At 71.6% G+C, this 18,783-nt stretch carries 20 protein-coding genes; 8 read left to right on the top strand and 12 right to left on the bottom strand.

The window, feature by feature from the left end; translation table 11 throughout:
* Positions 1-23 precede the first annotated feature (23 nt).
* Together AC07VX_RS05720 and AC07VX_RS05715 are read left to right on the top strand one after the other, a co-directional pair.
* Positions 24-1,166, top strand: a complete 1,143-nt coding sequence (locus AC07VX_RS05720; RefSeq protein WP_493162633.1) for an HPP family protein — start codon at positions 24-26, stop codon at positions 1,164-1,166.
* The gene (locus AC07VX_RS05715) at positions 1,156-2,175 is read left to right on the top strand and encodes a Gfo/Idh/MocA family protein (RefSeq protein WP_493162634.1); all 1,020 of its coding nucleotides are present in this window, start codon (positions 1,156-1,158) and stop codon (positions 2,173-2,175) included. The genes AC07VX_RS05720 and AC07VX_RS05715 overlap by 11 nt, the downstream gene beginning before the upstream one ends.
* On the opposite strand, the gene AC07VX_RS05710 is transcribed toward AC07VX_RS05715, so the two are convergent.
* Entirely contained in the window at positions 2,172-2,945 is a 774-nt protein-coding gene (locus AC07VX_RS05710; protein ID WP_493162635.1) for a substrate-binding periplasmic protein, read from the bottom strand. The two genes, AC07VX_RS05715 and AC07VX_RS05710, sit on opposite strands and share 4 nt — an antisense overlap.
* Positions 2,945-3,844, bottom strand: coding sequence for a 4-hydroxybenzoate octaprenyltransferase (gene ubiA, locus AC07VX_RS05705; RefSeq protein ID WP_493162636.1), 900 nt, complete (start codon positions 3,842-3,844; stop codon positions 2,945-2,947). Before ubiA ends, AC07VX_RS05710 begins: the two co-directional genes overlap by 1 nt.
* 54 nt (positions 3,845-3,898) lie before the next feature.
* On the opposite strand from ubiA, the gene AC07VX_RS05700 reads away from it, so the two are divergent.
* Complete coding sequence (locus AC07VX_RS05700; RefSeq protein WP_493162637.1) at positions 3,899-4,603, top strand: glutathione S-transferase N-terminal domain-containing protein; 705 nt, start codon at positions 3,899-3,901, stop codon at positions 4,601-4,603.
* Here the strand turns inward: AC07VX_RS05700 and AC07VX_RS05695 are convergent, their stop codons facing one another.
* Positions 4,604-5,962, bottom strand: a complete 1,359-nt coding sequence (locus AC07VX_RS05695) for an aminotransferase class I/II-fold pyridoxal phosphate-dependent enzyme (protein ID WP_493162638.1) — start codon at positions 5,960-5,962, stop codon at positions 4,604-4,606. It lies immediately after the preceding gene.
* Between the two features lie 203 nt (positions 5,963-6,165).
* Between AC07VX_RS05695 and AC07VX_RS05690 the strand changes: the two genes are divergently transcribed.
* A complete protein-coding gene (locus AC07VX_RS05690) occupies positions 6,166-7,473 on the top strand; it encodes a GGDEF domain-containing protein (protein WP_493162639.1) in 1,308 nt (435 codons plus the stop codon).
* Here AC07VX_RS05690 and AC07VX_RS05685 read toward each other — a convergent pair whose 3' ends face one another.
* The 5 genes from AC07VX_RS05685 to AC07VX_RS05665 form a co-directional block, all read right to left on the bottom strand.
* Positions 7,474-8,358 (bottom strand): DUF2145 domain-containing protein, encoded by an 885-nt coding sequence (locus tag AC07VX_RS05685; RefSeq protein ID WP_493162640.1) that lies wholly within the window; start codon positions 8,356-8,358, stop codon positions 7,474-7,476. It lies immediately after the preceding gene.
* Positions 8,355-8,789, bottom strand: coding sequence for a hypothetical protein (locus AC07VX_RS05680; protein WP_493162641.1), 435 nt, complete (start codon positions 8,787-8,789; stop codon positions 8,355-8,357). The genes AC07VX_RS05685 and AC07VX_RS05680 overlap by 4 nt, the downstream gene beginning before the upstream one ends.
* A 47-nt stretch (positions 8,790-8,836) precedes the next feature.
* Complete coding sequence (gene cueR, locus AC07VX_RS05675; protein WP_493162642.1) at positions 8,837-9,241, bottom strand: Cu(I)-responsive transcriptional regulator; 405 nt, start codon at positions 9,239-9,241, stop codon at positions 8,837-8,839.
* The gene (locus AC07VX_RS05670) at positions 9,238-11,427 is read right to left on the bottom strand and encodes a heavy metal translocating P-type ATPase (protein WP_493162644.1); all 2,190 of its coding nucleotides are present in this window, start codon (positions 11,425-11,427) and stop codon (positions 9,238-9,240) included. Before AC07VX_RS05670 ends, cueR begins: the two co-directional genes overlap by 4 nt.
* A gap of 82 nt (positions 11,428-11,509) precedes the next feature.
* The gene (locus AC07VX_RS05665) at positions 11,510-12,382 is read right to left on the bottom strand and encodes a LysR family transcriptional regulator (protein ID WP_493162645.1); all 873 of its coding nucleotides are present in this window, start codon (positions 12,380-12,382) and stop codon (positions 11,510-11,512) included.
* Between the two features lie 85 nt (positions 12,383-12,467).
* On the opposite strand from AC07VX_RS05665, the gene AC07VX_RS05660 reads away from it, so the two are divergent.
* The 4 genes from AC07VX_RS05660 to AC07VX_RS05645 all read left to right on the top strand — a co-directional run bounded on the left by AC07VX_RS05660 (position 12,468) and on the right by AC07VX_RS05645 (position 15,709).
* Positions 12,468-12,884 (top strand): DoxX family membrane protein, encoded by a 417-nt coding sequence (locus tag AC07VX_RS05660; protein ID WP_493162646.1) that lies wholly within the window; start codon positions 12,468-12,470, stop codon positions 12,882-12,884.
* Positions 12,881-13,618: a glutathione S-transferase family protein gene (locus AC07VX_RS05655; protein ID WP_493162647.1), complete on the top strand. Its 738-nt coding sequence runs from the start codon at positions 12,881-12,883 to the stop codon at positions 13,616-13,618. The genes AC07VX_RS05660 and AC07VX_RS05655 overlap by 4 nt, the downstream gene beginning before the upstream one ends.
* A gap of 77 nt (positions 13,619-13,695) precedes the next feature.
* A complete protein-coding gene (locus AC07VX_RS05650) occupies positions 13,696-14,493 on the top strand; it encodes a class I SAM-dependent methyltransferase (protein WP_493162648.1) in 798 nt (265 codons plus the stop codon).
* Positions 14,494-14,542: 49 nt separating this feature from the next.
* Entirely contained in the window at positions 14,543-15,709 is a 1,167-nt protein-coding gene (locus AC07VX_RS05645) for a serine hydrolase domain-containing protein (protein WP_493162649.1), read from the top strand.
* A gap of 27 nt (positions 15,710-15,736) precedes the next feature.
* On the opposite strand, the gene AC07VX_RS05640 is transcribed toward AC07VX_RS05645, so the two are convergent.
* The 4 genes from AC07VX_RS05640 to AC07VX_RS05625 all read right to left on the bottom strand — a co-directional run bounded on the left by AC07VX_RS05640 (position 15,737) and on the right by AC07VX_RS05625 (position 18,714).
* Positions 15,737-16,498: a lysyl oxidase family protein gene (locus AC07VX_RS05640; RefSeq protein WP_493162650.1), complete on the bottom strand. Its 762-nt coding sequence runs from the start codon at positions 16,496-16,498 to the stop codon at positions 15,737-15,739.
* A 100-nt stretch (positions 16,499-16,598) separates the two neighbouring features.
* Complete coding sequence (locus AC07VX_RS05635; protein WP_493162651.1) at positions 16,599-17,171, bottom strand: tetratricopeptide repeat protein; 573 nt, start codon at positions 17,169-17,171, stop codon at positions 16,599-16,601.
* Positions 17,172-17,282: 111 nt separating this feature from the next.
* Complete coding sequence (locus tag AC07VX_RS05630; RefSeq protein ID WP_493162652.1) at positions 17,283-18,437, bottom strand: response regulator; 1,155 nt, start codon at positions 18,435-18,437, stop codon at positions 17,283-17,285.
* A gap of 130 nt (positions 18,438-18,567) precedes the next feature.
* A complete protein-coding gene (locus AC07VX_RS05625; protein ID WP_493162653.1) occupies positions 18,568-18,714 on the bottom strand; it encodes a hypothetical protein in 147 nt (48 codons plus the stop codon).
* Positions 18,715-18,783 lie beyond the last annotated feature (69 nt).

Genomic DNA, 18,783 nt, shown 5'->3' with positions numbered 1-18,783 from the left:
GCCTTCTTGCCCTGCCGCCGTCCATGTCCTCTGCCTCCTTGCCTGACCGTGTCCTTGTCTGGCTGAACGCGCTGAGGCCCGCGCCGCAGGCGGTCAACGCGCGCGAGCGCCTGCGCGTCGTGCTGGGGGCAGGCTTTGGCCTGCTGCTGGCCGGCCTGCTGAGCCAGATGACGATGGCGCCGGGCCTGCCCTGGCTGGTGGCGCCGCTGGGCGCGAGCGCGGTGCTCGTCTTCGGCGTGCCGGCCAGTCCGCTGGCCCAGCCCTGGGCCGTGGTCGGCGGCAATACCGTGTCGGCCCTGGTCGGCATCGCCTGCCTGCACGCCCTGCCGCTGCCGCCGCTGGCCGTGGCCGCGGTGGCCGTGGCGCTGGCCATCGCGCTGATGTTCCTGCTGCGCTGCCTGCACCCGCCCGGCGGCGCGGCCAGCCTGCTGATGGTGCTGACGGCGACGCGCGACTGGCATTTCGCGCTGCAGCCCGTGGCGCTGAACTCACTGCTGCTGGTGCTGGCTGGCATGGCCTACAACAGCCTCACCGGCCGCCGCTACCCGCACGCCCAGCATGTGCAGACACCCACCGGCGCGCAGCTGGCGCTGCCGCGCTTCGGCGACGCCGAGCTGGACGCCGTGCTGGCCCGCTACAACCAGGTGCTGGACGTGCCGCGCGACGACCTCGCCGGCCTGCTGCACGAGGCCGAGCTGATGAGCTACCGCAAGCGCCTGGGCGGCCTGCGCTGCGCGGACATCATGTCCAGCCCCGTCGTCACGGCCGAGTTCGGCACGCCGCTGGCCGACGCCTGGGCGCTGCTGCAGGAGCACAACATCAAGGCCCTGCCGGTGGTGGACCGCGTGCAGCGCATCGTCGGCATCGTCACGCGCGCCGACTTCATGCGCGCCGCCGAGGCCGACCGCCGCGAGGGCCTGGGCGGCCGGCTGCAGACCCTGCTCAAGCCCTCGCCGGCCACGCACTCGACCAAGCCCGAGGTGGTCGGCCAGATCATGAGCCGGCAGGTGCGCGTGGCCAGCGCCGAGCGGCCCATCGCCGAACTCGTGCCGCTGTTCTCCGACACCGGCCATCACCACATTCCCATCGTCGGCGAGCAGGCAAGGCTCGTCGGCATCCTCACCCAGTCCGATCTCGTGAAGGCGCTAGGCAACCATGGCTCATGACGACAACCAACTCTTCAACTGGGGCGTCATCGGCCCGGGCGGCATCGCCAACCGCTTTGCCGGCGCGCTGGCCGCCGTGCCGGGCGCGCGCCTGGCCGCCGTGTTTGCGCGCGACGCGGCCAAGGGCCAGGCCTATGCCGAGCAGTGGCGGGGCGACGGCGCACTGGCGCGCGTGACGACAGCGCTGGCGGACCTGCTCTCCGACCCGGCCATCGACGCCGTCTACATCGCCACGCCCCACTCCAACCACGGCGAGTACATCCGCGCCGCGCTGGAGGCCGGCAAGCCGGTGCTGTGCGAGAAGCCGCTGGTGACGACGCGTGCCGAGGGCCAGGCCCTCGTCGAGCTGGCGCGCGAGAAAGGCGTCTTCCTGATGGAGGCGCTGTGGACGCGCTTCCTGCCGGCCTACGACCTGGCCGGCCGGCTGCTGCGCGAGGGCGCCATCGGCGAGCTGCGGGCGATGCAGTCCAGCTTCTGCTTCGCGTCCGTGTACGACCCGCTGCACCGCCAGTGGAATCCTCTGCTCGCCGGCGGCGCGCTGTGGGACATCGGCATCTACAACCTGGCAGTGACGCGCTGGGTGCTGCAGCAGATGAACGGCGGCGTCTGCCCCGAGCCCGAATCCATGGACGTGCAGGCCAAGATCGCGCCGACCGGCGTGGACGCGGCCGTCCACGTGACGCTGCACTTCCCCGGCGGCGTGACCTCGCAGTTCCGCTGCGGCTTCGACGCGGCCTCCGTCAACGCCTTCGAGGCGCTGGGGTCCAAGGCCGCGCTGCGCTTCCCGGTGGATTTCTGGGGCTCGGAGGCGGTCGAGCTGGTCACCCGCAAGGCGCCCCCGGAGCGCATGGCGGCGCCCTACGCCGTCAACGGCTTCGAGGGCGAGATCGCCGAGGCGCAAGCATGCATCCGCGCCGGCCTGGTCGAGAGCCCGCGCATGCCGCATGCAGAAACGCTGGCCTTGCTGGGCTGGATGGACGAGATCCGCGCCCGCTTCCCGAAGGCCTAGCGCACGTAGCGCTTCTCGATGCGCGTGATGCTGCCGTCGCGCAGCATGCTGGCCAGGCCGGCGTCCATGGCCGCCAGCGCGGCCATGCCGCGCTGGCTGTGCCTGGAGAAGGCCATGAAGGTGGGCTCGGGGTTGAAGTACTCCAGCGCCAGGCGCTCCAGCCGGTCGGCCAGCCCCAGCTGGCGGATCTCCCAGGTGCCGGCCAAGGCACTGACGATGACGATCTCGGCGCGCCCGCGCTCCACCAGCTGCACCGCACCGCCCACGTCGCGGCCGTACTCGACGCGGTCGTGCGCCATCTCCAGCACCGCCTTGGGGTAGATGAAGCCGGCACTCAGCGCGAGGCTGTGGCCGTGCAGGTCCTCGAGATGCTGCAGCTTCAGGCCCGCGCCCTTGCGGCTGTAGAAGTGATAGCGCACGCCGGCGCGGTAGGCCATGCTCCAGCGCAGGAAGCGGTCGCGCTCGGCGCTGTGGTTGACCGTCGTCGTGAAGTCCGCCAGGCCGCGCTCCAGCATGAAGAGCACGCGCTTCCAGGGCACCCACTGCACGTCGAGGGTGCCGGCGAAGCCACCGCGGCGCAGCGCCTCGCGGGCGATCTCGATGTCCACGCCCTCGCCGCTGGCATGGCCCTGCGGATTGACCAGCGGCGGGTAGACGGCATTGGCCAGCACCAGCGTGTCGCCCGCAGCCGACGCGGCGGCCTGGGCATGGGCCCAGCCCGGCACCAGCAGCGCGCCGCCGCAGCCGAGGAAGCGCCGCCGCGTGTCCATCAGCGCAGCGCCAGGTCCAGGGCCGTGCCGACGAACACGGCAAAGCCCAGCCAGTGGTTGGACCGGAAGGCCGTGAAGCAGCCCGCGCGATCGCGCCGGCGGATCAGCGTGAAATGCCACGCCGCCTGCGCCGCCGCTGCCGCGATGCCGGCGAGGAACCAGCGGCCCAGGCCCAGGCGCAGGCCCAGGCCGGCCCACATCGCCAGGTAGGTGGTGTAGAAGGCCATGATGCCGGCCACGTCCCAGCGGCCCAGCGCGATGGCCGAGGAGCGCACGCCGATCTTCAGGTCGTCCTCGCGGTCCACCATCGCGTATTCGGTGTCGTAGGCCAGCACCCAGAACAGATTGGCCACCAGCAGCGCCCAGGCCGACAGCGGCACCGAATGCAGATGCCACTCGACCCCGCCCAGCGCCGCGGCGAAGGCCATCGGGATGCCGAAGGAGAAGGCCACACCCAGCACCGCCTGCGGCATGGCCAGCACGCGCTTGGCGAAGGGGTAGGCGATGGCCACGGCCAGTGCCGCGAAGCTCAGCAGGATGGCCGGCGGGTTGGTGGTCAGCACCAGGCCGAAGGACACCAGCGACAGCGCCGCGCCCAGCAGCAGCGCCTCCTTGACCGACACCGCGCCCGTCGTCACCGGCCGCTGCGCGGTGCGCTGCACGTGGCGGTCGAACTCGCGGTCGGCCACGTCGTTGACGCAGCAGCCGGCCGAGCGCATCAGCACCGTGCCGAGGGTGAAGACGAGCAGCAGATGCCAGCCCGGCCAGCCATCCGCGGCGATCCACAGCGCCGACAGCGTGGGCCACAGCAGCAGCAGCCAGCCGGCCGGGCGGTCCCAGCGAATCAGCTGCAGGTACAGAGCCAGGCGCGACGGCGCCGGGGCGGGAACAGAAGTCATGGGGGCATTCTCGCAACTCCACAATCGCCGTTCCGCATTTCGACGCGCCGCCCCATGACCGACCTCAGCGCCTTCCCGATCACGAAGAAATGGCCCACCGCGCACCCGGACCGCCTGCAGCTCTACTCGCTGAACACGCCCAACGGCGTCAAGGTGTCCATTGCGCTGGAGGAGACGGGCCTGCCCTACGAGCCCCACCTGGTGCGCTTCGACAGCAACGACCAGAACAGTCCCGAGTTCCTGTCGCTGAACCCGAACAACAAGATCCCCGCCATCCTCGACCCCCACGGCCCGGGCGGCAAACCGCTGGCCCTGTTCGAGAGCGGCGCCATCCTCGTCTACCTGGCCAGCAAGACCGGCCAGCTGCTGCCTGAGGACACGGCGCTGCGCTTCGAGGCGTTGCAGTGGCTGATGTTCCAGATGGGCGGCATCGGGCCGATGTTTGGCCAGGTCGGCTTCTTCCACAAATTCGCCGGCAAGGACTTCGAGGACAAGCGCCCGCGCGACCGCTACGTGGCCGAGTCGCGCCGGCTGCTGAAGGTGCTGGATGAACACCTCGCCGGGCGCGAGTGGCTGGTGGGCGACGCGTACGGCATCGCCGACATCGCCACCTTCCCCTGGGTCAACAACCTGATCGGCTTCTACGGCGCTGCCGACCTGGTGGGCTATGTCGACTTCAGCAACGTGGACCGCGTGCTGCAGTCCTTCCTCGCGCGGCCGGCCGTGCAGCGCGGGCTCAAGATTCCCTCGCGGCCCTGATCACTGCAGCTCGCCCGTCAGCGCGCGAGCGCGCTGCAGCGCATCGGCCACGATGCGCGCGGCCGTCTGCGCCAGCGCGGGCGTGTGGTCGGCCATGACCTGCATGCGCAGCCGCGCGCTGTTCATCGACACCGCCGGATACTCGACGAGGTTGGCCAGCAGGCCGGCCTGCGCCATCTCGCGGCTGGCCACGCGGGCCAGCGCGTCGGGCCCCAGCATGACGGGCACGATGGGCGAGGGATGGCCCAGCACGGTGATGCCCTGCTCGGTCAGCGCGCCGCGCAGGCCGAGGATGGCCTGCATCAACCGCTCGCGCCGCAGCGCCCCCTCGCTCGACCGCACGATGGCCAGGCAGGCGCGCACGATGGCCACTTGCACCGGCGACAGCGCGTTGGAGAAGGTGTTGGGCGCCGCGTAGAAGCGCAGGTATTCCTTGATCGCGCGGTCATGACTGGCGACGAAGCCGCCGTTGGACGCGAAGGTCTTGGAGAACGAGCCCATCACCAGGTCCACCTGGCCCAGCACACCCTGCATCTCCAGCTGGCCGCCGCCGCCGGCGCCCAGGCTGCCGAGGTCGTGGGCCACGTCCACCATCAGCAGCGCGCCGTGGGCGCGCGCCACGGCCTGCAGCCGGGCGATGTCGGGCGAGTCGGCGTCCATCGAGAAGCAGCCCTCGGTGACGACCAGGATGCCGTTGTGCGGATCGCGCTGGCGCACGCGCCTGAGCAGGCGTTCGGCGTGGTCCACGTCCAGGTGGCGGTGCAGGTGGATGTTGGGCGTGGCCGCGCGCGCGCCCTCGTGCAGGCAGTTGTGTGCCAGCTGGTCGATGACGATGTGGTCGGTCTCGCGCACCAGGCCCTTGATGGCGCCGAAGCCCGCGGCCCAGCCGGTCGGGAACAGCAGCACCTCGGGCATGCGCAGCAGCTCGCCCAGCTCGGCCTCCAGCGCCGTGGCCTCTTCCACGTTGCCCGCCAGCGCCGTCGAGCCGGCGCTGTGCACGCCGTAGCGCTCCATCGCCGCCTGCGCCGCGGCGCACACCTTGGGGTGGCGGGCCAGCGACAGGTATTCCTGCGACGAGAAGTTCAGCCCCGCATGGCGCTGGCCGTCCAGCAGCGTCAGCTCGGCCGTTGCGCCCGGCCGGCCGCCCAGGCGCTTGGCATACGGGAAGACGCCGTGGCTGACCCGCGTCTGCGCCCAGGCATGGAAGGCCTGGGCCTTGGCAGCCAGGTCGGCGCCGGGTTGGGTCAGGTAGTCGAACGACGAGCCGCGCAGCTCGGCACCGCCGCTGTCGGTCGTGGTGTCCGTCGTCGTCGTGTCGGTGGTCGCCGCGTCGGCGTCCCGGTCCAGCAATTCGTCCATAGGGCCCCCTGGTCAACAAAGTGATCTTGTGGGGGCGGACTGTGCGCAGCCGCGGCGCGGATGACATCCGCAGTTTTGTCGAGTTTCGGCATTCGGCCCGCCCCGACTCGAAGCGGTGACATCGTGAAAAGAGACCGCGCCTCGCCAACGGTGCGGGTGCCGGCGGTGCCTAACATCGCGGCTTTCATGCCCTTTCGACTCCCATGACCGCAGCGCGCCACCAGCCCCTCGCAAGGCGCCTCATCAAGGCAATCGCCCTGTGGGGCCTGATGCTTGGCGTGGTCTGGGCCGCCGCGATGGGGCTGTGGGCCCGTCACGACGCCGAGCAGCGCCTGCAGGCTGCGCTGAGCCGCTATGTCGAGTCGATGGCCGGCAATATCGCCGAGACGCTGTGGCAGGTCTCGCCCGACCTGACGCAGGGCCATCTCGACACAGCCATGGGCATTCCAGGCGTCGGGTATCTGGTGGTGCGTGAGCGTGGCGGGACCCGTCCCTTTGCCGCAGCTGGGCAGGCCTCGCTGGCGGAGGGTGTCGAGCCCCTGGTCTTTCCCATCCGCACGGGGCCCCGTCCGCCCAGCGTGCGCATCACGACCTGGGCCCGGTCAGTGGACACCCGCTCCGTGGGCGCTGTGATCGGTGAGCTGCTGGTCTTTCCCGATGCCGCGGTGCTGCGGCGCGAGGCGGTCGGCCAGGTGCTTCGCGCCTTGCTGCCTGGCCTGGCGCTGACGACGTTGTTGCTGGGCATGGCGCTGGTGCTGGTGCACCGTCGCGTGCATCGCCCGCTGGCCGCGCTGTCTGCCAGCCTGGACCATCTGCGCGCCGGCGAGCCGGCCCCGACCTGGATGCCGCCCGCCGGCCGGGTACCCGACGAGCTCGACCGCGTGGCTGCCAGCCTGGCCGGGCTGCACAAGCGTGTGGCCGAGCATGTGCATCAGCTCGACGCCCGCGTCGCCGAACGCACCGAGCAGTTGCAGACCGCCCTGGACACCCTCAAGACGCTGGCCGTGACTGACCCGTTGACCGGTTGCCACAACCGTCTGGCGTTTACGCAGAAGTACCCGGAAGCGCTGGCCCATGCCGAGCGGTATGCGCGACCGTTGTCGGTGGTGTTCTGCGATGTGGATCGCTTCAAGGCCGTCAACGACAGCCATGGCCACCCGGCGGGTGATCGTGTCCTGGCGGCCATGGGGCAGTGGTTGCGCAGCACGCTGCGCGAGAGCTCTGATTGGGTGGCGCGCTACGGGGGCGAAGAGTTCGTGCTGGTGTTGCCAGAGACAACGCTGGCTCAGGCGCTTGAGGTGGCGGAACGCCTGCGGGTGTTGGTCGATCAGAGCGAAGGCGTCGTGATCGACAACGGGCAGCGGCTGCGCGTGACCGTCAGCCTGGGCGTCGCTCAGCGGCAGCCTGACGAAAGCGGCGAATCGCTGCTGAAGCGTGCGGACGAGCAGCTGTACATCGCCAAGCAGGCCGGGCGCAACCAGGTACAGCCGCCCGTCGCAGTGACCGCCTGATCAGTCAAGCGGCGTGACCCGGTCGCCCGGCTGCGGCATGCAGCCGGGCGCCAGCGGCGCGCCGCCTTCGCGCTGCACGACGCCCTGCGGCCCGTGGCAGAGCTCGATGCGCCGCGCCGCGGGCCAGTTCTGCAGCGCGAAGGCTTCGAGGCTGGCGGGCAGGCTGGTCTGCACGGTGCCGGCGTCGAGCAGCTCGGCCGGGTGGTCGTCGAAATGCAGCCAGGGCACGAAGCGGCCGGCCAGCATCAGCCAGGGCGAGGCGTGCACCGGCTCGGGCGCATAGCCTTGGGAGCGCAGCCAGGCCTGAGCGTCGGTGCGCGCGGTGGTTCCGGCGGTGGCTGCGGCCAGCAGCTCGGCCACCCACTGGTTGCAGTTCTGGTAGCGGCTGCTGAAGGGGTAGGCGTTGGCGCTGTAGCGCGCGTTCAGCAGGCCAAGGGCGAGGGGCTTGTCGAGGGCGGCCCGCGCCAGCGGCGTGGCGGCCTCGGGCGGCAGCAGCAGCAGGCTCACATAGCCCTGGGTCGCGTCGTCGCTGCCGAGCACGAAGCCGGCCAGGCCCTGGTCGAACAGGCGGGGCTGGCCCTCCTCGCAGGCGTAGTAGAGCTGGCGCACGGCCCAGGGGGTGTCCAGGCCTTCGGCCAGCGCGACGGCGGCGTGCGAATAGCGCAGGCCGAAGCGCGACAGGTCGGTGCCCGAGCGTGCGATCAGCGCGGCGCTGGCGCCCGAGGTGGCGAGGGCCTCGCGCACGACGGCGGCGAAGCGCAGCAGCCGGTCCTGCTGGGTGGCGGTGACGTTGACGGGGCGGTCACAGCCGCGCGGCGGCAGCGAGCCGGCCTGCGCCGCGCCCGCGGCTGCCAGCAGCGCCGCTGCCAGCGCGGTACGGATCAAGGCTTGACGACGCGTGCTGCCAGCTCGCGGTGCCAGGCGTCTTCCAGCACCAGGTAGAAGGCCTGGCCGGTGTCAGCGTGGGCGAAGGCGATGCCGTAGGCCTGGGGCGTGGCCTGCACCTCGTCGCCGACGTTGACGGTGCGCGCCGCCAGGGCCTGCTGGGGCAGCGTCAGCTCGACGGGCGCGGCGCCCTCGCGTTCCAGCTTCAGGCGCAGCTTGCCGGCCTCTTCGGCCTGTGCGACCTCGGTGACGCGGTAGCGGCCTTCGGCACGGCGTTCACCGCCGCTGCTGCTGCCGGAGGACTGCTTGAAGGAGTCGGACACGCTGCCCGACGAGGCCGAGCCGGCGCCGGCGGCGGAGGAGACGAAGGAGTCGGCCTGCGCGGCGGAGGCGGCGGCCAGGGCGAATGAAGCGAGGAGGACGAGGCGCATCGTGGGCTCGCGGGCTGATGAGGATGGCCAACGATAGCGCGGTTGTGTCAGCGCTTTGTTACGACGTCGGCGCCCAGCGTGTCGAGGATGGGGCAGTCGGGCCTGTCGTCGCCATGGCAGCTATGCACCAGCTGTTCCAGCGTCGTCTTCATGGCCTGCAGCTCCGCCAGCTTGGCCTGCAGCTCGGCGAGGTGGCTCTGCGCCAGCGCCCGCACCTCGCGGCTGGGGCGGGCGCGGTCCTGCCACAGGCCCAGCAGCGCGCGGATCTGCTCCAGCGAGAAGCCGAGGTCGCGCGAGTGGCGGATGAAGCGCAGCAGGTGCAGCTCGCGCTCGCCGTAAACGCGGTAGCCGGCCTCGCTGCGTGCCGCCGCCGCGAACAGGCCAATGCTTTCGTAGTGCCGGATCATCTTGGCCGACACGCCCGAGGCCTGCGCCGCTTCGCCGATGTTCATGGCCGCACCTCCGTGGCCGTGCCGCGCCAGCGCTTGAGCGTCAGCGCATTGGCCACCACGCTGACGCTGCTGAAGGCCATCGCGGCGCCCGCGATGACCGGGTTGAGCAGGCCGAAGGCCGCCAGCGGGATGCCGACGACGTTGTAGGCAAAGGCCCAGAACAGGCCCTGGCGGATCTTGGCGTAGGTGCGGCGCGACACGTCCAGCGCGTCGACAACCAGGCGCGGGTCGCCGCGCATCAGCGTGACGCCGGCGGCCTCGGTGGCCACGTCGGCGCCGCCGGCCATCGCGAAGCCGACCGTGGCCGCCGCCAGCGCCGGCCCGTCGTTGAGGCCATCGCCGACGAAGGCGACGACGGCGCCACCCGCGCGCAACTGCTGCACGGTGGCGGCCTTGTCGCCCGGCAGCACCTCGGCGTGGACCTCGGTGATGCCCAGCGTCTGGGCCACGCCGGCCGCCGCACCGCGGCTGTCGCCCGTCAGCATGACGGTGCGGATGCCACGCGCCTGCAGCTGCGCCACGGCGGCGGCGGCCGTGTCCTTGATGCGGTCGCCGAAGGCCAGCAGGCCGAGCAGCCGGCTGCCCTCGATGAGCCAGGAGACGGTGTTGCCCTGGGCTTCCAGCCGCTGCGCCTCCGCCGCGAGGGCGCCGCTGGCCACGCCCAGCTCCTGCGCGAGGCGGGCACTGCCCAGCGACAGCCGCCGCCCTTGCACGACGCCCTCGACACCGCGGCCCGGCAGCGCGCCGGCCTGCTCCACGGGCAGCGCGGCCAGGCCCTGGGCCTCGGCCAGCACGGCCAGCGCCAGCGGGTGGCTGCTCGTGCGTTGCAGCGCCGCGGCCAGCTGCAGCAGCGTGTCGCGGCTCTGACCCTCGGCCGGCAGCACGGCGGTCAGCGTGGGCTGGCCTACCGTCAGCGTGCCGGTCTTGTCGAAGGCGACGACCGTCACCGCGTGGGCCAGCTCCAGCGCCTCGGCGTCCTTGATGAGGATGCCCTGGCGGGCTGCGACGCCGGTGCCGGCCATCAGCGTCGTCGGCGTGGCCAGGCCCAGCGCGCAGGGGCAGGCGATGACGAGCACGGCCACCGCGTTGACGAGGGCCTGCTCGGCGTCGCCGTTGTGCAGCCACCAGCCGGCGAAGGTGATCGCCGCAGCCACCAGCACGACCGGCACGAAGACGGCGCTGACGCGGTCCACCACGCGCTGGATGGGCGCCTTGGCGGCCTGGGCCGACTCCACCATGCGGATGATGCGGGCCAGCGCCGTCTCCGCGCCGACGGCCGTCGTGCGCACCGTCAGCGCGCCCTCGGCATTGATGGCGCCGCCGGTCACATGCTCGCCCGCCGCCTTGGCCACCGGCAGGCTCTCGCCGGTGATGAGGGACTCGTCCACATGGCTGCGGCCGCTGACGATCTCGCCGTCCACGGGGATGCGGTCACCGGGCCGCACGACGACGACATCGCCCACCCGCACCTCGGCCACCGGCACCTCCACTTCCACCTCGCCGCGCAGCACGCGGGCCGTGGTGGGCCGCAGCGCGTTGAGTGCGCGGATGGCGTCGGTCGTCTGGCGCTTGGCGCGCTGCTCCAGCCACTTGCCCAGCAGCACCAGCGTGATGACGGCAGCCGAGCCCTCGAAGTAGAGATGGGCATGGCCGGGGTGGCGCCACATCAGGAAGACCGAGAGGCCATAGGCCGCCGAGGTGCCCAGGGCCACCAGCAGGTCCATGTTGCCGCTGCCGGCGCGCAGCGCGTGCCAGCCGGCCTTGTAGAAGCGCGCGCCCAGCACGAACTGCACCGGCGTGGCCAGCAGCAGCTGCAGCCAGCCGGGCAGCATCCACATGACGCCGAACAGGCCGCCCAGCATGGGCAGCACCAGCGGCAGCGTCAGCGCCGCGCCGGCGGCCACCGGCCACCAGGCGGGCAGGCCGGCGGGCGCTTCGGGAGGGGGCGGTGCATCGGCTTCGACGACAGTGGCCGGGTAGCCGGCCTTGTCGAGCGCAGCCTGGAGCGCTTCGGTCGGCACATTGGGCAGGGCCTGGACCGAGGCCTTCTCGGTCGCGAGATTGACGCTGGCCGCCTGCACGCCGGGCACGGCCTGCAAGGCCTTCTCGACGCGTCGCACGCAGGAGGCACACGTCATGCCGCTGACCTGCAGTGTCACGTCGTTCAGGGTGGCGGTGGTGCTCATGGCGTGGCGGGAGTGGCGGTGGAGGCGGGCATCGTCAACCCTCCCATGATGGCAAGGTCAAGCGCCCCTGGCTTGATCCTGCTCAATCCAGGGCCAGCGTGCGGGCGAGGTGCTCGTAGACCGTGTGTACGCGCTGCAGATGGCGGGTCTCGGGATGGGTCAGCAGCCATAGATCGGTCTGGGCCTCGTCCAGCGGCTCGGTCAGCCGGCGCAGTTCGCGCCGCGGCTCGGCGAGGAGGAGAGGCAGCACGCCCACGCCCACGCCCAGGGCCACCAGCTCGGCCACGCTCTGCACGCTGCCCGTGCGGAAGGCCGGTTGCAGCGTCGGGAAGTGCTTCTGCCGCCAGCGCACCGAGGGGTGCTCGGGCAGGCCGTCGTCGGGCGCGACCCAGGCGGCGGCGCCCGCCTCGACCTGGTCCCAGTGCTTGATGGCGCTGGACTTCGCGGCGTAGAGGGCGACGCGGATGGGGCCGACGCGGCGGCCGATCAGGTGGACCGGGGGCTTGCTGGTGGCGCGCAGCGCGATGTCGGCGTCGCGCCGCGTGAGGCTGGCCAGCTCGTTGCCCGTGTGCAGCTCGAACTGCAGCCGCGGCTGGGCCCTGTGCAGGGCGGCCAGGGCGGGCGCGAGCAGGCCATGCAGCAGCGTGTCGGTCGTCGTGATGCGCACCGTGCCGGCGGCCTGGCCGGGCTGGGCCTGGGCGGCGGCGCGGGCGGCCTCCAGCGCTGCCTCCACCTGCTCGGCCTGGGTGGCGAGGGTGCGCGCCAGCGCCAGCGCCTTGTAGCCGCGCCGGCCGCGTTCGAACAGGGTTTGGCCCAGGCCACGCTCCAGGCGCTGCAGCATGCGGAACACCGTGGACGCATTGACGCCCAGCCGCTCGCCGGCCGCGGCCAGCGTGCCGGCGCGGTGCAGGGCCAGCACCAGGGCGAGGTCGGCGGGGGCGAGTGCGTATTGCATGGCTGCAATCGGAGTTGTCTTGCCTGCTTATCTTCATGCGCGGATTGCCTGCCTACATTGGCTGCATCGCAACACCGTTTTGGAGATGTCCATGGCCTCCTCGACCCCTCTGGGCCTGCTGCTGCTGCGCCTGTCCCTTGGCCTGATGTACCTGGCCCACGCGGGGCTCAAGCTTTTCGTCTTCACGCTGCCGGGCACGGCGCAGTTCTTTGCCGGCCAGGGCCTGCCGGGCGCGCTGGCCTATGCCGTCTTCGCGGCCGAGGCCCTCGGCGGCGCGCTGCTGCTGGCGGGCGTCTACCCGCGGCAGGTCGCGCTCGGCCTGTTGCCCATCCTGGTCGGCGCGGCCTGGGTGCATGCACCCAACGGCTGGGTCTTCAATGCATCGGGCGGGGGCTGGGAGTACCCGGTCTTCCTGGCCGCGATGTCGGTCGTGCTATGGCTGGCCGGCGATGGCGCCGCGGCGCTGCGCACCAGCCGCCGCTTCACGCCGGCGGCGGCGTGAGCGGCCTGGTACTGGTCAGCCATGCGCTGTGCCCCTACGTGCAGCGCGCCGCCATCGTGCTGAAGGAGAAGTACGTGGCCTTCGAGCGCGTGGACGTGGACCTGGCGAACAAGCCCAACTGGTTCCTGCGCCTGTCGCCGCAGGGCAAGACGCCGGTGCTCAGGGTGGGCGGCGAGGCGCTGTTCGAGTCTGCCGTCATCTGTGAGTACCTCGACGAGACGCGCCCGCCTCGCCTGCACCCACAGGACCCGCTGGCCCGCGCCCGCGAGCGAGCCTGGGTGGAGTTCGGCTCGGCGGTGCTGAGCGGCATCGCCGTGCTTTACAGCGCGGCGGACGAGCCGGCGCTGACGCGCGCCTATGCCGCGCTGCGCGGTCGCTTCGAGCAGCTTGAAGCCGCGCTGGCCGAACGCGAGGAAGCGGGCCCCTGGTTCGCCGGTCGGCGCTTCGGTCTCGTCGACGCTGCCTTCGGTCCGGTGTTCCGCTACTTCGCCGTCATTCCGCCTGAGGGCCTGTTCGAAGGCATGCCGCGGGTGCAGGCCTGGCGCGAGGCCCTGGCCGGGCGGCCCTCGGTGCGCGAGGCGGTGACTGTGGGCTATGCGGGGCGGCTGTGCAGCTTTCTGATCGAACGCGGCGGCGCGCTGTCGCGACGTCTGTATGGGGTCCGGCCGAAGTTGAACGACGAAGCCGGAGAGGGAGGTTCCGGGATCGAGGCGGGACGCGGGGGCGGAACGTAACGTCTCGCTTCTTGCCGGGTCGCGTCCTTGGGGGCAACAATCGCGTCCTCCATCGCCGCCCCTGGAAGGAGTCCACCGTGTCAGACGATCCGTTTGCCCAGCTCAAGGCCATCCAGCGAGAGGGCTGGTCGCTCTTCGCGCCACTCGAAGCCGTCACGACGATGACGGCCGCGGAACTCGTCAGGCACGCGCGCATCGGCCCGGGGCAGCTCGTGCTCGATGTCGGCTGCGGCACTGGCGTGGCGGCGCTGACGGCAGCGCGCGCAGGCGCGAAGGTCCGCGCGCTCGACCTGTCTCCGGTGCTGATCCAGCACGGCAGGCAGCATGCGGCACTGGCCGGCGTCGAGATTGAATTCACGGAGGGCGATGTCGAAGCCCTGCCCTACGCGGACGCGACCTTCGATGCGGTGATCAGCCAGTTCGGTCACATGTTCGCGCCGAGGCCGGATGTCGCCATCGCGGAGATGCTGCGCGTCCTCAAGCCTGGCGGCACCATTGCGTTTTCCACGTGGCCGCCGGAACACTACGTGGGGCAGATGTTCGCGCTGGTCGGCAGGTTCGTCCCGCCGCCGCCGGGAGCAGCCCCGCCCCCGCAATGGGGCGATCCCAACATCGTCCGCCAGCGGCTCGGGGATGCCGTGACGGACGTCGTTTTCGACCGCTCGGTCATGCTGTTCCCGGCGTTGAGCCCGCAGCACTACCGAAAAGGCATCGAGGAGACGCTAGGCCCGGTGGTGAAACTGGTGGCCGCCTTGAAGGACGAGCCGGCCAGGCTCGCGGCCTTCAGGGCTGAGCTCGACGGCTTCGTTGCGCGTTACTTCGAGAACAACGTGGTGCGCCAGCACTACCTGATGACCCGGGCGACGAAGAAATAGCCCCTCGCGGTGCGGCGTTCGACCCGGAGCACCTCGCCACAATGGTCCGATGAGCCTCCACCGCCGCCTCGTCCTCCTCGCCGCCCTCGCCTCGACGCTCGCTGCCGCCGAGCCGGCCTACTTCCCGCCGCGCGGCGACTGGCAGCGCGCTGAAGCCACCGCGGTGGGCATGGATGCCGCTAGGCTGGCTGAGGCCGTCGCCTACGCCCAGGCGCACGAGAACCCGCTGCCGCGCGACCAGGCGCTGGCGCTGGCGCAGACCTTCGGCAAGGCCGAGCCCTATTTCGGCGGCCAGATCGGCCCCACGCGCGAGCGGGCCGCCATCAACGGCCTCGTCATCCGCCGCGGCAAGGTGGTGGCCGAGTGGGGTGACACGCGGCGCGTGGACATGAGCCACAGCATCACCAAGACCTTTTTGTCCACGGTGGTGGGCCTGGCCTGGCAGCAGGGGCTGATCAAGGGCACCGACGAGCGCGTGGCCGACGCCATGCCGCCCGGCGTCGAGCTGTTCACTTCGGCCAAGAACGCGCCCATCACCTGGGAGCACCTGCTGCGCCAGACCAGCGACTGGCAGGGCACGCTGTGGGGCAAGCCCGACTGGGCCGACCGCCCCGTGGGCAAGACGCCCGAGGACTGGCCCAACCGGCCCGTCTACGGGCCGGGCACGCACTACAAGTACAACGACGTGCGTGTCAACGTGCTGGCCCTGGCCGCGCTGCAGGTCTGGCGCCGGCCGCTGCCCGAGGTGCTGCGCGAGCAGGTCATGGACCCGATCGGCGCGTCCAGCCGTTGGCGCTGGCAGGGCTACGAGAACTCTTGGGTGGAGCTGGACGGCCAGCGCATGCAGTCGGTCAGCGGCGGCGGCCACTGGGGCGGCGGCATGTTCATCGACGCCTGGGACATGGCGCGCTTCGGCTACCTCTTCCTGCGCCAGGGCGAGTGGGCGGGGCGGCGGATCGTGAGCCGCGACTGGATCGCCAAGGCCCGCCAGCCGGGGCCGGACAACGCCGAGTACGGCTATTGCAACTGGTTCCTCAACACGGGTCGCAAGGCCCTGCCGGCCGCGCCCGAGAGCAGCGTGACCTTCCGCGGCAACGGGCAGAACATCATCTACATCGACTGGGAGAACGATGTCGTGGCCGTGGTGCGGTGGATAGACAACGGGCCGGCTTTGAACGAGTTCATCGGCAAGCTGCTGGCCGCGGTGCCGCGCTGAGCGAGGGGCGCCGGTCCCTCGCCGCGCCTAGCGTTCCCTGCGCTTGGGCACGCTGGCCGGCACGCGCACAACGTCGGGGTAGCGATTTTCGCCCTGGTCGAACTTGTAGGGATCGGGCTGCAGGTTGATCTCCACCTCGAGCTCGTAGTCGCCCTCGGACACGCCGGTGACGTCGATCCACTGGCCCGGCAGCTGCTTGTAGTACCAGTCACCCCAGCCGCTGGTGATGCCCTGGTAGCCACAATGGAAGCCGGCGCTCTTGCTGCCGCTGTACTTGAAGGAGTCCTCGAAGCAGAAGCCCTGCTTGCGGCCGATGGTGGAGACGTTGCCGTCCGACTTGTAGCGCAGCCGGTACTCGGAGAACCCGGCCATGTGGTAATGGCCGTGGCAGGCGTCGAAATAGAAGGCGCCGGCATAGGGGTTGGCGGGATCGCTGCGGTCGCCCACCACCAGGTCGCCGTCGCCGGCATTGACGATGACGACGTCGAACACCATCAGCCGCCGCCAGCCGTAGCCGCCGACGGCGCCTTCGGCCACGGCGCAGCGGTCGCTGGCGTTGTCGGGGTCGAAGTAGCGATCGATGACGTTGAGCTGGGACTTGAGCCGGATCGGGTCGACCGTCAGGTCGGGCTTGCCGGCATTGGCGTACACCTTGATGTCGTAGCGGTTCTCGAGCGCATCGCGAGCCGCATGGGCTGGCGGTGCCGCGAGCAGCGCGCCCAGCAGGGCGGCTAGCCAGGCGGTCCTGCCACCGAGGCCGCGCAATCGCAGGATGGTTGTCGTGATCATTCCATTCCTCCGTTTCGGCGACGCGCTCCCCGCGCGCCACGTACGCAGCCGATTCGACTGGCCGGCTGCATCACCAGCGCGGTCCAGTGTAGGGAGGGTGTCAGGGCAGTTCCAGCCCCCTGCCCGGGGTGGGCGAGCCCGATCGATGCACGTCCGGTCGTTCGCGCAGTTCTGCCAGGCCCGTCAGGGCCCGCTCCGTGGCGGCCGTGCGCGGGTCGTCCAGCTGGCGGCGCAGGGCGAGGGCTTCCTCGAAGCGGGCCTGCGCGTCGTCGAGCCGGCCTTGCTCGACCAGGCTGCGGCCCCAGTGCTGCAGCACGAAGGACTGCAGGCGCTGCCAGCCGCCGGTGCGTGACAGCGCCAATGCGTGGGCGAAGGCCGGCTCGGCCTCGTCGCGCCGGCCGTTGTACTGCAGGGCCGTGGCGTAGGCGTTCCAGAACCAGCCGGCCACCTCGGAGCCGGAGAAGGTCTCGACGCGGTCGAGCTGGGTTTGCAGCAATTCCAGCGCCTCGGCGTCGCGTCGCGCCGTCGTCAGCAGGCTGCCGAGATCGGCCGTGTGGTCGACCACAGCGAGCGCATCGCCTGCCCGTGCGGCGGCCGCAAGCTGGATGCGCTGTTCGGCAATGCCGGCTTCAAGCGCCGCGGGGTCGGGCGCGGTGAATCGTTGGAATTCCATGGCCGCGGTCGGGGTGGCGCGTGAGGCCCGACCATAGCGGCATTCCGCGGCTGCCGGTGCCTGACCGACACCGGCTGTTCGGACCGCTGCCTTGCGCGGCCGGGCGAAACCTCAGGCCGGCACGCGCACGGCCAGGCGCGCTCGCTCGATGGCGGCGATCAGCGCTTCTTCCGAATAGGGCTTGCCGAGCAGCTGGGTCACGCCGGCGGCGTCGGCCTGTTCGCGCTTGTCGTCGGACGAGGTGATCATCAGCACGGGCAGGTCGGCCCAGGCGGCGTTGGCGCGCACCTGGCGGGTCAGCTCGAAGCCGTCGATGCCGGGCATCTCGACGTCGGTGATGACGACGTGCGGGCGCTCCGCGGCCAGCAGCTCCAGGGCCTGCTCGCCGCTCTCGGCGAGGGCGACGCGGTAGGTCTGGCCGGTCAGCAGCCGGCTGATCTTGACGCGCACGATCTTGGAGTCGTCGGCGACGAGCACCAGGGTCTCGTCGGCGCGCAGCTCGCGGGTGGCCCGGACTGCTGCTGCGGCAGCCTCCGCAGCGGCGCGTTCGGCTTCGGCCGCGGCCTGCTGTTCCGCCAGGCGGCGGGCGGCTTCGCGCTCCGCTTCCTCGGCGGCCAGGCGCAGGGCTTCGGCTTCGCGGGCGACGCGTTCGGCTTCCTGGCGCTCGGCCTCGGCGGCCTCGCGTGCGGCCTGCTCGCGGGCCAGGCGCTCGCTTTCCGCCTGTGCCCTGGCCTGTTCCTCTGCCCGGCGCGCAGCGGCCTCACGGGCCAGGCGCTCCGCCTCGGCGCGCTCCTGGGCGACGCGTTCGGCTTCGGCGGCCTCGGCGGCTTCCCTGGCGGCCTGTTCCGCGGCCTCACGGGCCAGGCGCTCGGCTTCGGCACGTTGTTCGGCCAGGCGCAGCGCCTCGGCGGCGGCCGCCTCACGGGCGGCCCGGGCCTGGGTTTCGAGGCGGGCGGCCTCCTCGCGTTCGGCGCGAACGCGCTCGGCTTCGATGCGTTCTTCCTCGGCACGCTGCTCGGCCAGGCGGCGGGCGACGGCTTCCTCGACCTCACGCAAGGCCTGGGCATCGGCTTGCTCGCGGGCCGGGTCAGCCGGCGGCCGGTACGCGTGCGCGGCGTACTCGGCCTGCTCCTGGGCGACGCGCTGGGCCTCGCGGCGTTCGGCGTCGGCACGGGCCTGCTGCTGGCGGCGCCGGCCCAGCCAGAGGAGCAGCAGCACGACGGCAGCCGCCACGGCGGCCAGGGTCCAGGTCAACAGCTCGTTCATCGTCGGGGCGCGGGTGCTACTTCAAAGGCACACATCATCGCGCCAGTGAGTGTCTGCTTCGCGAACGGGGCTGTCGATCTGTGGGCTGGGAGGCGTCGTTTGTCACGCCATCGGGGCGTCGCGGCGCGGCTCAGCGCTGCGGCGGCGGCAGCAGGCTGGCGGTGCGCACGGGGCTGTCGGCCGCGTCGTTCTCGCCGGGCACGAAAAGCGTCAGCACGACAGCCAGCACCGACACGAGCAACGTGGCGGTGAACTTGAAGCGGGCGGACGTGGCCATGGCTCGATGGTGGGCCATCTCCGGCGGGTGCGGTCCCCCTAACTCGTGCGTGAATGCTGACGGCGTACT

It is taken from the genome of Roseateles sp. GW821-FHT03B02, from assembly GCF_059421025.1.
This window is presented reverse-complemented; position numbering and strand designations above follow the sequence as displayed.

Coding starts and splice junctions, on each gene's coding strand:
- AC07VX_RS05720 (WP_493162633.1), top strand. CDS start 24: ATGTCCTCTGCCTCCTTGCCTGACCGTGTCCTTGTCTGGCTGAACGCG.
- AC07VX_RS05715 (WP_493162634.1), top strand. CDS start 1,156: ATGGCTCATGACGACAACCAACTCTTCAACTGGGGCGTCATCGGCCCG.
- AC07VX_RS05710 (WP_493162635.1), bottom strand. CDS start 2,945: ATGGACACGCGGCGGCGCTTCCTCGGCTGCGGCGGCGCGCTGCTGGTG.
- ubiA (WP_493162636.1), bottom strand. CDS start 3,844: ATGACTTCTGTTCCCGCCCCGGCGCCGTCGCGCCTGGCTCTGTACCTG.
- AC07VX_RS05700 (WP_493162637.1), top strand. CDS start 3,899: ATGACCGACCTCAGCGCCTTCCCGATCACGAAGAAATGGCCCACCGCG.
- AC07VX_RS05695 (WP_493162638.1), bottom strand. CDS start 5,962: ATGGACGAATTGCTGGACCGGGACGCCGACGCGGCGACCACCGACACG.
- AC07VX_RS05690 (WP_493162639.1), top strand. CDS start 6,166: ATGACCGCAGCGCGCCACCAGCCCCTCGCAAGGCGCCTCATCAAGGCA.
- AC07VX_RS05680 (WP_493162641.1), bottom strand. CDS start 8,789: ATGCGCCTCGTCCTCCTCGCTTCATTCGCCCTGGCCGCCGCCTCCGCC.
- cueR (WP_493162642.1), bottom strand. CDS start 9,241: ATGAACATCGGCGAAGCGGCGCAGGCCTCGGGCGTGTCGGCCAAGATG.
- AC07VX_RS05670 (WP_493162644.1), bottom strand. CDS start 11,427: ATGAGCACCACCGCCACCCTGAACGACGTGACACTGCAGGTCAGCGGC.
- AC07VX_RS05665 (WP_493162645.1), bottom strand. CDS start 12,382: ATGCAATACGCACTCGCCCCCGCCGACCTCGCCCTGGTGCTGGCCCTG.
- AC07VX_RS05660 (WP_493162646.1), top strand. CDS start 12,468: ATGTCCATGGCCTCCTCGACCCCTCTGGGCCTGCTGCTGCTGCGCCTG.
- AC07VX_RS05645 (WP_493162649.1), top strand. CDS start 14,543: ATGAGCCTCCACCGCCGCCTCGTCCTCCTCGCCGCCCTCGCCTCGACG.
- AC07VX_RS05640 (WP_493162650.1), bottom strand. CDS start 16,498: ATGATCACGACAACCATCCTGCGATTGCGCGGCCTCGGTGGCAGGACC.
- AC07VX_RS05635 (WP_493162651.1), bottom strand. CDS start 17,171: ATGGAATTCCAACGATTCACCGCGCCCGACCCCGCGGCGCTTGAAGCC.
- AC07VX_RS05630 (WP_493162652.1), bottom strand. CDS start 18,437: ATGAACGAGCTGTTGACCTGGACCCTGGCCGCCGTGGCGGCTGCCGTC.
- AC07VX_RS05625 (WP_493162653.1), bottom strand. CDS start 18,714: ATGGCCACGTCCGCCCGCTTCAAGTTCACCGCCACGTTGCTCGTGTCG.